The sequence below is a fragment of the Paralimibaculum aggregatum genome (assembly GCF_030270585.1).
In the GTDB taxonomy this organism is placed as follows: domain Bacteria; phylum Pseudomonadota; class Alphaproteobacteria; order Rhodobacterales; family Rhodobacteraceae; genus Thermohalobaculum; species Thermohalobaculum aggregatum.
On record NZ_BSYI01000001.1, the window covers coordinates 245,932 to 258,334 of the forward strand.

Genomic DNA, 12,403 nt, shown 5'->3' on the forward strand with positions numbered 1-12,403 from the left:
CCTCCTGTCAAACCGGGTGCCCGGCGCCTTTGCTGGCGCGACTTATCCCGCAACGCAATAGAACGTCAGCGGAAAGGCAGGGTCAAACGCTTTGTCCCCGACAGACCGGCGGCGGGGCCGGTGGCGCGGCCGGGGCCGGATCGGCCCGGCTCAGGCCTCCGCGGGGTCGCGGCCCTGCCCGACGCGCGCCCGGCAGGGGCCGAAGAGGCAGGCCAGGCCGAGGATCAGGCCCGACACCGCGGCGATCATGCCGGCGGCGCTCACCGCCTCCGCGCCCCCGAACCAGAGCGGCCCGTAGCCCGCGAAGACATAGCCGAGCACCGCCGCGAGCACCGCGAACCCGACGCTCCAGAGCACCTGCGCCTCGAGCCGGTTGGTCATCAGCCGCGCCGCCGCGGGCGGGCAGATGAACATCGCGATGACGATGATCGAGCCCACCGCGTCGAAGGCCGCCACCGCCGCCACCGCCGCGGTGACCACGAGGCCGAAGCCGATCGCCGCCACCGGCAGGCCGATCGCGCGGGCGAAGCCCTCGTCGAAGGTGGAGATCTTGAGCGGCCGCCAGAAGATCACCGTCAGCGCCACCACGACGAGACAGACCAGCGCCATGCGCGGCAACTCGTCCGGCAGCGCCGCCAGCGCCGCCGGGTCGGCCAGCGAGTGCCAGCCCTTCGCCTTGAACCAGATCAGACTCTCGAGATTGCCCATCAGCGCGTGCTGCACGTCGAGATGCACGCTGCTGGTGTCGGACTGCTCGAGCAGCAGCACCCCGCCGGCGAACATCGAGGTGAACACCACCCCCATCGCGGCGCCGGGCTCGATCCGGCCGAGGCGCTTCACCGCCTCGATCAGCAGCACCGCCAGCACCGCCGCGCCGGCCGCGCCGAGCATCATCGCCATCGAGGCGACTCCGCCGGTCAGCAGGAAGGCCACCACGATGCCGGGCAGCACCACATGGCTGATCGCATCGCCGATCAGCGCCTGGCGGCGCAGGATCAGGAAGTTGCCGGGCAGCGCACAGGCCACCGAGGCGAAGATGCCTATCAGGATCGGCGTCAGGCTGAGCTGGACGAACTCGGCATGCATGGCTCAGGCTCCCGCGGCATCGCCGGCAACCGGCCGGGGCGGGCCGAGATGCCGGTCGAACTCGGCGATCTGATCGGCGGTGAAGACACGCTCGATGGGGGTCAGCCCGTCATAGCGGCCGGTCAGCGCGGTGTCCTGGTTGACCAGGCGCGCGATCTCCCAGCGATGTTCGTCACGCGCCGCCTTGGCAGCCTGGGCGCGCCCCGCCTCGGTGGCCACGCCGTCGGCGCGGATCAGCCCAGCCCGGCGCAGCACCGACAGCGTCAGCGGATCGTGGATCAGCTCGCCCCGCGCCAGCGCCAGCAGCCCCTGGCGCCGATGCACCCGGCGCTGGAACCGGCGGTGGCGCAGCACCGCCGCCAGCACCCCGCGGGCCGGCGCAAACAGCAGCGAGAGCAGGAACAGCGCGGTCGCCGTCAGCACGATGATCGGCCCGGTGGGCAGCGCCGGCGCCGAGGCCGAGACCGCCGCCCCGACATAGCCGGAGACCGCGCCGAGCCCCGCTGCGATCCAGATCACGCGGCCCGCCCGCTCGGTCCAGAACCGTGCGGTCACCGGCGGCACGATCAGCATGGCGACGATCAGGATCAGCCCGACGATCTTCAGTCCGATCACCGTCACCGCCATCACCAGCGCCATCATCGCCAGGTCGATCCGGCGGACGTCGTAGCCGCAGGCGGCGGCATAGTCCGGATCGAAGGACACCAGCGTCATCGGCCGGCGCAGCACCCAGACCGCGAGCACCGAGAGCGCCCCGCCGACCGCGATGACCACCGCGTCGAGGTAGAGCATCCCCGCCGTCGAGCCGAGCAGGAAGCTCTCGAGGCCCGCCTGCCGGCCGCTCGACATGGTCTGGATCACCGTCAGCAGCACCACGCCGATGCCGAAGAAGACCGAGAGCACCGCGCCGATGGCGGCATCCTCGGCGAGCCGGGTGCGCCGGGCGATCCACTCCACGAGGAGGAGCCCGACCCCCGCCGTCACCGCCGAGCCCGCCAGCAGGCCGAGAAGGCTGCGTCCGTCGCCGCCGAGCGCCACCATCAGGATGAAGGCGAGGCCGACGCCGGGCAGGGTCGCATGAGCCACCGCGTCGGAGACCAGCGCCCGCTTGCGCAGGAACAGGAAGGTGCCCGCCGCCCCCGCCGCGAAGCCGAGCAGTGCCGCGCCGATCGCCACCAGCGCCGCGTTGTAGCCCGCCTGGAGGGTCAGCGCCGCGAGCAGATCGCTCACGCCGTGCCGCCTCCGAGGCGCAGCTGCTCGATATGCCCGGCCGCGAGCCGCCCGCCATAGGTCGCCTGGAGATTGCCGGCGGTAAAGGTGCTCGCCACCGGCCCCTCGGCGATGCGCCGGACATTGATCAGGAACACATGGTCGAAATAGCTCTCGACGGTGGAGAGGTCGTGATGCACGCAGACCACCGCCCGGCCCTCGGCGCGGAGCGATTTCAGCACCTCGATGATCGCCCGCTCGGTGGCGGCGTCGACGCCGGCGAAGGGCTCGTCGAGCAGGTAGAGATCCGCCCCCTGCGCCAGCGCCCGGGCGAGGAACACCCGCTGCTGCTGCCCGCCGGAGAGCTGGCCGATCTGGCGGTCGGCGAAATCGGTCATGCCGACGCGCTCGAGGCAGGCCAGCGCATGGGCGCGTTCCTCGCTGCGCATCCGGCGCAGGAGGCCGAGCCGGCGATAGAGCCCCATCGAGACGACGTCGAGCACGCTGGTCGGGAAATCCCAGTCGACGCTGGCGCGCTGCGGCACATAGGCGATGCGCGCGCGGGCCGCGTCGATCGGCCGGCCGAAGACCGAGACCTCGCCCGAGAGCCGCGGGATGATCCCGAGCGCCGCCTTCAGCAGCGTCGACTTGCCGGCACCGTTCGGCCCGATGATCGCGGAGAGGGCACCGTCCGGGAAGGTCGCATCCACCGAGAACACCGCCGGCTTCTCGCCATAGGAGACGGTGAGCCCGCGGATCGACAGCGGGCTTTCCGCCGCGGCCTCGGGGTGCAGCGCCTCGCCATCGGCCGCCGCGAGGTCGAGCCCGGCAGGCAGGCCCGCAAGCCGGGCCGCCGTCGTCATCGTGGGGGTCATGGTGATGCTCCGCGTCATCGCGCCTCTGTTCCTCAGATCCCGGCCAGCTTGCCCTGCATGCCCCGGTCCGGCGCGGTGCCGCCGAGGGCGCGGGCGATCACGGTGGCGTTGTGGTCGATCATGCCGAGATAGGTGCCCTCATAGGTGCCGGGCGTGCCCATCGCGTCGGAGAACAGCTCGCCGCCGATCACCACCTTGTGGCCGGCCGCCGAGGCGCCCTCGGCCAGCGCCCGGATGTTGCGGTCGGAGACCGAGCTCTCGACGAAGACCGCGCGGATGTCGCGCGCGACCAGCAGCTCGACGAGCTCGGCGATGCGCTTCAGGCCGGCCTCGGATTCGGTGGAGATGCCCTGGATGCCCACCACCTCGAAGTCGTAGGCCGCGCCGAAATAGTTGAAGGCGTCGTGCGAGGTCAGCAGCACCCGGTTGCCCTCGGGCACCGAGGCCAGAATCCGCCGGGTGTAGCGCGCCAGCCCGTCGAGCTCGGCCAGGTGGCGCTCGGCGCTGGCGCGGAAATCGGCCTCCGCATCGGGACGCGCGGCGATCAGCGCATCGCGCACCGCAACGACCACCCCGGCCCAGAGCTCCGGGTCCATCCAGACATGCGGGTCGAACTTGTCGGAGTAGCTGTCATGCCCGATCAGGCGGTCCTTCGGCAGCGCCTCCGCCACCGCGACGACATGGCCGTCCTCGGCAAGCTCGAGCAGGAACTCCTCCATCTGCGCCTCGAGATAGAGCCCGTGCCAGAGCACCAGGTCGGCATTGGCGAGCGCCACGATGTCGGTGCGGGTCTGGCGATAGGAATGCGGATCGACCCCCGGCCCCATCAGCGCCTTCACCGTGACATGCGCGCCGCCGATCTCGCGCGCCGCATCGGCAATCATGCCGGTGGTCGCGACCACGGACAGCGGCGCCTCCGCCCGCGCCGTGCCGCCCGGAACGCCGAGCGCCAGAACCGCCAGCGCCGCCGCGCCGAGCGCACCGAAGAACCGCCGTTTCGAAACCATCTCCGCCATCCGACCCTCTCTGAGCACCATTCGAGTTAGGTGCGCGATTCGCACTTGCAAACGCTAATGCGAACCAGTCGCAACAGTCAACATAGTTGCGAGCTATTCTCATTTAAACTTCCCAGTTGCGAATGCCTGGGATAGGGTCGCGCCATGGCCTATGCGAACAAGCTCAAGGACGATCTGGACGACGCGCTTCGCGAGGCGGGTCTTCGCGTGACGCGCCAGCGCGCGGCCATCGTCAAGGTGCTGACCGAGGCCGAGGACCACCCGGACGCGCACGAGGTGCACCGCCGGGCCAGCGAGATCGACAACACGGTCTCGCTCGCCACCGTCTACCGCACGCTCGCGGTGCTCTCCGACAAGGGGATCGTGCATCGCCACGCCTTCGAGGGGGCGCCGGCCCGTTTCGAGACCGCGGACGCTCCGCATCACGACCACATCATCGACGTCGATACCGGTGCGGTGGTGGAGTTCGCCTCAGCCGAGATCGAGCGGCTGCAGCGCGAGATCGCCCGCCAGCACGGCTTCGAGGTGGTCTCGCACCGGCTCGAGCTCTATTGCCGGCGCCGCAAGGACAAGCGCTGAGGCGCGGTCAGCCGAGGGCCGCGCGGATACTGTCGAGCCCATCGGTGAGCGCCGCCGGGCCGGGCTGCAGGATCAGCGGCGACTTGATCTCGTGGATGCGGCCCGAGACCACCGCCGGCACGCGCTCCCAGCCGGGGCGCGCGGCGATCCGTTCGGGCCGCACCTTCTTGCCGCACCAGGAGGCGAGGATCACCTCCGGCGCCGCCGCAATCACCTGTTCGGCGGAGACGATCCGCCCGGTGGCCGCCTGCGCGCCGGCCTGCGCGGCAAAGACGTCCTCGCCGCCGGCGATGCGGATCAGCTCGGAGACCCAGCCGATGCCGCAGATCATCGGCTCGTTCCATTCCTCGAAATAGACCCGCGGGCGATGCCGGGGCGCCGCCGCCGCGAGCGCCGTGATCCGCGCCTCGTAGCCCGCCGCCAGCGCCTCGGCCCGGTCGGCCGCCCCGACCAGCGCGCCGAGGCTGCGGATCATCGCGAGGATGCCGGCAACGTCGCGCTGGTTGTAGCCGAGCACCGTCACCCCCTCGCGCATCAGCGCCGCCGCGATCTCGGCCTGCAGGTCGGAGAAGGCGAGCACCAGGTCGGGCTCGAGTGCGAGGATCTTCGGGATATCGGCGGAGGTGAAGGCGGAGACCCGCGGCTTCTCGCGGCGCACCCTTGCCGGGCGCACGGCATAGCCGGAGACGCCGACGATACGATCCTCCTCACCGAGAAGATAGAGCGTCTCCACGGTCTCTTCGGTGAGGCAGACGATGCGGTCGGGCGGGAAGCGGCGCATCTGCGAGGGTCCTGCCTTGGGGCTCCGGTCGCGCCGAGCCTCGCCGCGGGGGACGCGCCGGTCAAGCCCGAGGACGCGCCGCAACAGGTCAAGATTTTCTGTGCGCACCCCTGGGGGCTGCCATATATTGTGGAAGCGGCAGGATCGGTCGGCAGACGGAGGCATGCGGGGATGACGACAGGCGAGGCGGGCCACCGGTCGGCCGGAGTTGGGCGGGAGGGGCGCCGCGCGTGACGATCCTCGGCTACGGCGTCGCCGCGCTGGTCGGCATCCTCCTGACGGCCGCGCTCGCCGTGCCGGGCTCGCGCGCGCTCGGCATCCCGCTCTCGGTGGCGCTGGCGGGGATCGGCCTCGCCTATGGCTTCTTCACCTCGATCCTCGGCTACGAGCTCGCCGGCGGGCTGCTCGACACCTATGACCAGTGGTTCGTCGCCCAGCTCGCGCTCGATTCCAACTCGATGCTCACCGCGCTGCTGCCGCCGCTGCTGTTCGAGATGGCGCTGGCGGTGAACCTGCGCCGCCTGCTCGACGATGTCGCGACGATCCTGGTGATGGCGATCCTTGCGGTGATCGCCGCGACGGCGGCGGTCGGGCTCGCGCTCTGGGGCGTCTCCGACATCGACATCGTCGCCTGCCTGCTGCTCGGCGCGGCGGTGGCCACGACCGATCCCGGCGCGGTGATCACCACCTTCAAGGAGATCGGCGCGCCGCGGCGACTGCTGGTGATCCTCGAGGGCGAGAGCCTGCTCAACGACGCCGCCGCGATCGCGGTGTTCTCGCTGCTGATCGGGGTGCTCAGCGGCGTCGCCGATGTCTCCGCGCTGGGGCTGGTCGGCAGCTTCCTCTACAGCTTCTGCGCCGGCGCGGTCATCGGCATCGTGGTGGCGCTCGCGGGCGCGCGGCTCTATCCGCAGCTCGGCGGCTCGAGCATGGCGGAGGCTTCGGTCACGGTGGCGGTGGCCTACGGCGCCTATCTGCTGGCGGAGCAGGGCTTCGGCGCATCGGGGGTGGTGGCCGTGGTCTTCGCCGGGCTGGTCACCGGCTCCGGCGCCTTCGTGCACATGGGGCCCGGCAACTGGCCCCGGGTGCGCGGGGTCTGGGACCAGATCGGCTTCTGGGCCAATGCGATCATCCTGCCGCTGGCGGCGACGCTGGTGCCGGGGCTCCTGCGCGATCTCGAGGTGGACGAGGTTCTGCTGGTCGGCGTGATCTATGTCTTCGCGCTGCTGGCGCGGGCCTGGATCCTCTTCGGCGTGCTGCCGATGCTCGGCCGGATGCGCCTCGCCGCGCCGATGAGCCGGCCGCAGAAGGCGCTGGTGCTCTGGGGCGGTGTCCGCGGCGGCGTGACGCTGGTGCTTGCGCTGTCGATCGCCGACATGAGCGTGCTCGGCGATGATGCCCGGGTGCTGGCGGCGCTGGCGGCGGCCTATGCGGTGGCGACGCTGATGATCAACGCCTCGACGCTGGCGCTGGCCACCCGCCTGCTCGGGCTCGACAAGCTCTCGCCCGCCGATCTGGCGCTGCGCGAGCGCATCATCGCCGGCTCGCTCGACCGGGTCGTCCGGGTGGTGGGGGAGCTCGCCAAGGCGCGCGATCTCGAGCCGGCCGCGATCGCCTCGGTCGAGGAGGCGCTCGGCCGCCAGCGCGCCGGCATGGGCGAGGCGGCGCAGGGGCCCGCACGGATCCCCTTTGGCGAGCGGTTGCGACTCGGGCTCGGCATCATCTGCGGCCAGGAGGCGCGGCTGATCCGCCGGGCCTTCGAGGACGGCGCCATCGGCCCGCGGGCGACCGGCGCGCTCCGGCTCAGCGCCGAGCGGATCGCCGATGCCGCCCGCATCGAGGGGCGCGACGGCTACGAGCGTGCCGCCCTCACCGCGGCCAGCGCACCGCCGGCCTATCGGGCGGCGGTGTTCCTGCACCGGAACCTCACGCTCGACCGGCCGCTGCGCGCGCAGATCGAGCTGCACTTCACCAAGCTGCTCGAGACCGACCGCGTGCTGCGCGACCTCGTGCACTTCGCCAAGGAGACGGTGGCGCCGATGATCGGCGAGGACGCCACCGCCAACATCGTCGCCCTGCTCGAGGCACGGACCCGGGCGGTCGATACCGAGCTCGAGGCGATCAGCGCCCAGTATCCGGCCTATGCCTTCGAGATGGAGCGGATGCTGATCACGCGCTCGGCGATCCGGCGCGAGCGCCAGCAGTATCTCAAGCTGTTCAACGATGGCGTGATCGGACAGGAGCTGTATCAGGATCTGGGACGCGATCTCGACATCCGCGAACGCGCCGTCACGCGGCCGCCGAAGCTCGATCTGCTGCTCTCGCCGCAGGACCTGATCGCCCGGGTGCCGATCTTTGCCGAGCTCACCCCGGCGCAGCGCAGCTTCGTGGCGCGGCGGCTGAAGACGCATTTCACCGTGCCGGGCGAGATCGTGCTGGGCCGCGGGCAGCGCGGCTCCGAGATGTATTTCGTCGCGTCCGGCTGCCTGCAGGCGGAGGGCGGCACCGCCTCGGCAATCCTCAAGGGGGGCGACTTCTTCGGCGAGCTGGCGCTGCTGCGCCCCTATGCCCGGCGCCGCAGCACCGTGCGATCGGTCACCCATTGCCGGCTGCTGGTGCTCACGCGCCGCGATTTCCAGCGCCTGGCGCGCGACGATCCCTCGATCGAGGCGACGATCCGCCAGACCGTGCAGCGCCAGCTCGACCAAGGCTATTCCCGGCCCACCGGCCCGCATGGGAACTAACGCTACGCTGCGGCGCACAACAAATCTGCCATTTGCAAGATTACGCTGCCCGTGGCAGGCCAAATGATCCCCGACATTGCCGCGCGCTCAACTTACTGAACGCCGATCAGGCGCGACACTATATTCTGCACCGCGGGCAGCGTCTCGGAAGATGTCCATTGCAGTCGGTCGGCAATCGGGCGATCCTTCTGGCGAATCAAACAACACTGGAGACAGGGATGAGACATCTTTCAAAGGCTATCGGAATTGCGGCGGTGATGGCCTGCGCGACCCAGGCTGTCGCCGAGGAGAAGTTCATCACCATCGGCACCGGCGGGCAGACCGGCGTCTACTATGTCGTCGGTCAGTCGATCTGCCGCCTGGTGAACCGCGGGAGCAAGGATCACGGGCTGAAATGCACGGCGCCCTCCACCGGCGGCTCGATCGCCAACATCAACGCGATCAAGGCCGGCGACATGGACATGGGTGTCGCGCAGTCGGACTGGCAGTTCCACGCGATGAACGGCTCGTCGAAGTTCGAGGGCAACGCGATGCCCGAGCTCCGCGCGGTGTTCTCGGTGCATCCCGAGCCGTTCACCGTGATCGCCCGCAAGGATTCCGGCATCGCCAATTTCGACGACCTGAAGGGCAAGCGGGTGAACGTGGGCAACCCGGGTTCGGGCCAGCTCGCCACCATGGAGATCGTGCTTGGCGCCAAGGGCTGGACGATGGACGACTTCGCGCTGGCCTCGCAGCTCAAGCCCGCCGAGCAGGCACAGGCGCTCTGCGACAACAAGGTTGACGCGATCGTCTACACCGTGGGCCACCCGAATGGCTCGATCCAGGAGGCCACCACCTCCTGCGAATCCAACATCGTGACGGTTGACGGCGAGGCCATCGAGGCGCTGGTCAACGACAACCCGTTCTACTCCTTCGCCACGATCCCGGGCGGGATGTATACCGGCACCGATGCCGACACCACGACCTTCGGCGTGCGCGCGACCTTCGTGTCCTCCACCAATTCCGACGAGGAGACGATCTATCAGGTCGTGAAGGCGGTCTTCGACAATTTCGACCGCTTCAAGAAGCTGCACCCCGCCTTCGCCAACCTGAAGGAGGAGGAGATGGTCTCGGCAGGGCTCTCCGCCCCGCTGCATGACGGCGCCGCCCGCTACTACCGCGAGCGCGGCTGGATCGAGTGATCCCTGCCGCTTGAGCAGCACCGCGGCCGGAACGCCGGCCGCGGACCCCTCCGGCGAATGAGCCGTCTGCCCAGGCGCGCCGCGTCGATCCGTCCCGTGCGGACCTGACGGCGCGAAACCGGGGCCGACCGGCACCGCCGCAAGATAACGGCTCCACCCGAATGCGAGGCGATCCGAGATGACCGATTCGAAGACAGGCCCGGAAGAAAGCCGCCCACTGAGCCAGGAAGAGCTCGACGCCCTCGTCGCCGCGGCCGACACCGGCGGGCGGCAGATGAGCGGAGCGCTCGGCACCTTCGTGCTAGTGCTGGCGGTTAGCTGGTCGCTGTTCCAGCTCTGGTTCGCCTCGCCGATCCCCTTCATGGTCAACTGGGGGGTGTTCAACGACACCGAGGCGCGGTCGATCCACCTCGCCTTCGCGCTGTTTCTCGCCTTCGCCGCCTATCCCGCCTCGCGCAGCACGGTGCAGCTGGTGCTCGGCATCGGCGTGCCGCTGGTGCTGACGGGGCTGTTCATCTACGGCTCGGCCGGAGACCTGCCGGTCTGGGTGCCGCCGCTGCTGACGCTGCCGGTCATCGGCGCGATCCTGCTCGGCTCGCCGCATGACCGGCTGCCGCCCTGGGAATGGGCGCTGGCCATCGTCGCGGCAGCCTGCGCGCTCTATCTCTTCATCTTCTACGAGGGCATCGCCGACCGTGTCGGCGCACCGATCACGCAGGACTTCGTGGTGGCGATCATCGGCATCACGCTGCTGCTCGAGGCGACCCGCCGCTCGCTCGGCCCGGCGCTGACCATCGTGGCGAGCTGCTTCCTCGCCTATACCTTCCTCGGCCAGCTGATGCCCGACATCATCAGCCACAAGGGCAACTCGCTCTCCGAGGTGGTCAACCACCAGTGGATCACCACCGAAGGCGTCTTCGGCATCGCGCTCGGCGTCTCCACCTCCTTCGTCTTCCTCTTCGTGCTGTTCGGCTCGCTGCTCGACCGCGCCGGCGCCGGCAACTACTTCATCCAGGTGGCCTTCTCGCTGATGGGTCACATGCGCGGCGGCCCGGCCAAGGCGGCCGTGGTCTCCTCGGCGATGACCGGGCTGATCTCCGGCTCCTCGATCGCCAACGTGGTCACCACCGGCACCTTCACCATCCCGCTGATGAAGAAGGTCGGCTTCTCCTCGGAGAAGGCCGGCGCCGTCGAGGTCGCCTCCTCGGTCAACGGCCAGATCATGCCGCCGGTGATGGGCGCCGCGGCCTTCCTGATGGTCGAGTATGTCGGCATTCCCTATTTCGACGTGGTCACCCATGCCTTCCTGCCGGCGGTGATCTCCTACATCGCGCTCGTCTACATCGTGCATCTCGAGGCGATGAAGGCCGGCATGGAGGGGATGGAGCGGGCCTACACGCCGAAGCCCATCATCCAGCGGCTGATCGGCACCGCCTTCGGCATCATCGTGATCTGCGCCCTGTCCTTCGCGGTCTACTACGGGATGAGCTGGATCCGGCCGACCTTCGGCAACAGCGCGGGCTACATCGTCTTCGGCTTCCTGACGGCGGTCTATGTCGTGCTGCTCTGGCTCTCGACGAAATATCCCACGCCCGAGATGTCTGATCTCGACAAGCCGGGCGCAAAGCTGCCGCTGCCGGGGCCGACGGTGAAATCCGGCCTGCACTTCATCCTGCCGGTGGTGGTGCTGGTCTGGGCCCTGATGGTCGACCGGCTGAGCCCCGGGCTATCGGCCTTCTGGGCGACCTCGTTCATGGTCTTCATCCTCGTCACCCAGCGCCCGCTCGCGGCGATCCTGAGCGGCGAGGGCAGCCGGCTCGCAGGCGAGTTCGCCGCCGGCATCACCGACCTGATCGAGGGCCTCGCCGCCGGCGCGCGCAACATGATCGGCATCGGCATCGCCACCGCGACCGCGGGCGTCATCGTCGGCGTGGTGAGCCAGACCGGCGTCGGCTCGGCGCTGGCGGATGTCGTCGAGGTGCTCTCGGGCGGCAACATCCTGGCGATCCTGTTCCTCACCGCGGTGCTCTCGCTGATCCTCGGCATGGGGCTGCCGACCACGGCGAACTACATCGTCGTCTCGGCGCTGCTCGCCCCGGTGATCGTGACGCTCGGCCAGCAGAACGGGCTGATCGTGCCGCTGATCGCGGTGCATCTCTTCGTGTTCTACTTCGGCATCATGGCGGATGTGACGCCGCCGGTGGGCCTTGCCTCCTTCGCGGCGGCGGCGGTCTCCGGAGGCGATCCGATCCGCACCGGCGTCGTCGCCTTCTTCTACAGCCTGCGCACCGCCGCCCTGCCCTTCCTCTTCATGTTCAACACCGAGCTGCTGCTGATCGAGGTCGGATGGGCACAGGGCATCCTGGTGTTCCTCATAGCCACGGCAGCGATGCTGCTCTTCGCGGCGGCGACGCAGGGCTGGTTCCTCACGCGCAACAAGATCTGGGAATCGGCGCTCCTGCTGCTGGTGGCCTTCTCGCTGTTCCGCCCGGGCTTCTGGATGGACATGGTGGTGCCGCCGCATGTCGAGACCGCGCCCACGGAGATCGCCGAGGCGGCGGCCGCAACGCCGGAGGGCGAGGATCTGAGGCTCCGGGTGCTCGGCGTCAACGAGCTTGGCGATCCGCTGGAATTCGTGGCGCTGCTGCCGCTGGAGGCCGGCGCGACCGGCGAGGAGCGGCTGGAGAATGCCGGGGTGGTTCTGGTCGAGCGCGACGGCAAGATCATCATCGACGACGTGCTCTACGACAGCGCGGCGGCGAAGGCCGGGCTGGACTGGGACCAGGAGGTGCTGCGCGTGCTGCGCCCGACCGACCAGCCGAGCAAGTACCTGATGTTCCTGCCCGCCTTCCTGGTGCTCGGGCTGGTCATCATGCTGCAGCGGGCGCGGGCGCCGAAGCCCGCCCCGGCCACCGCAACGAGCTGAAGGAGG

General features: G+C 69.8%; 9 protein-coding genes. 4 read left to right on the forward strand and 5 right to left on the reverse strand.

The features are described from left to right. Nucleotides 1–150: 150 nt before the first annotated feature. Genes QSJ97_RS01095 through QSJ97_RS01110 form a run of 4 tightly spaced genes read right to left on the reverse strand, consistent with a single transcriptional unit; the run spans nt 151 to nt 4,177 of the window. Complete coding sequence (locus QSJ97_RS01095) at nt 151–1,086, reverse strand: metal ABC transporter permease (protein WP_285669626.1); 936 nt, start codon at nt 1,084–1,086, stop codon at nt 151–153. 3 nt (nt 1,087–1,089) lie between these two features. Then, a complete protein-coding gene (locus QSJ97_RS01100; RefSeq protein WP_285669627.1) occupies nt 1,090–2,316 on the reverse strand; it encodes a metal ABC transporter permease in 1,227 nt (408 codons plus the stop codon). Next, on the reverse strand, nt 2,313–3,170 hold the full coding sequence (locus tag QSJ97_RS01105; RefSeq protein ID WP_285669628.1) for a metal ABC transporter ATP-binding protein: 858 nt from the start codon (nt 3,168–3,170) through the stop codon (nt 2,313–2,315). Before QSJ97_RS01105 ends, QSJ97_RS01100 begins: the two co-directional genes overlap by 4 nt. A 32-nt stretch (nt 3,171–3,202) precedes the next feature. Next, a complete protein-coding gene (locus QSJ97_RS01110) occupies nt 3,203–4,177 on the reverse strand; it encodes a metal ABC transporter solute-binding protein, Zn/Mn family (protein WP_285669656.1) in 975 nt (324 codons plus the stop codon). 153 nt (nt 4,178–4,330) lie between these two features. Between QSJ97_RS01110 and QSJ97_RS01115 the strand changes: the two genes are divergently transcribed. Further along, complete coding sequence (locus QSJ97_RS01115) at nt 4,331–4,765, forward strand: Fur family transcriptional regulator (protein ID WP_285669629.1); 435 nt, start codon at nt 4,331–4,333, stop codon at nt 4,763–4,765. A 7-nt stretch (nt 4,766–4,772) separates the two neighbouring features. On the opposite strand, the gene QSJ97_RS01120 is transcribed toward QSJ97_RS01115, so the two are convergent. Further along, nucleotides 4,773–5,546, reverse strand: a complete 774-nt coding sequence (locus QSJ97_RS01120; RefSeq protein ID WP_285669630.1) for a cobalamin-binding protein — start codon at nt 5,544–5,546, stop codon at nt 4,773–4,775. 230 nt (nt 5,547–5,776) lie between these two features. Here QSJ97_RS01120 and QSJ97_RS01125 point away from each other — a divergent pair, with 230 nt between their 5' ends. The 3 genes from QSJ97_RS01125 to QSJ97_RS01135 all read left to right on the forward strand — a co-directional run bounded on the left by QSJ97_RS01125 (nt 5,777) and on the right by QSJ97_RS01135 (nt 12,397). Next, nucleotides 5,777–8,290 carry a cation:proton antiporter gene (locus tag QSJ97_RS01125; protein ID WP_285669631.1) on the forward strand — a complete coding sequence of 838 codons (2,514 nt, stop codon included), beginning with the start codon at nt 5,777–5,779 and terminating at the stop codon, nt 8,288–8,290. Between the two features lie 218 nt (nt 8,291–8,508). Beyond that, on the forward strand, nt 8,509–9,471 hold the full coding sequence (locus tag QSJ97_RS01130) for a TAXI family TRAP transporter solute-binding subunit (RefSeq protein WP_285669632.1): 963 nt from the start codon (nt 8,509–8,511) through the stop codon (nt 9,469–9,471). A 178-nt stretch (nt 9,472–9,649) separates the two neighbouring features. After that, nucleotides 9,650–12,397, forward strand: a complete 2,748-nt coding sequence (locus QSJ97_RS01135; protein WP_285669633.1) for a TRAP transporter permease — start codon at nt 9,650–9,652, stop codon at nt 12,395–12,397. The last annotated feature ends 6 nt before the right edge of the window (nt 12,398–12,403 follow it).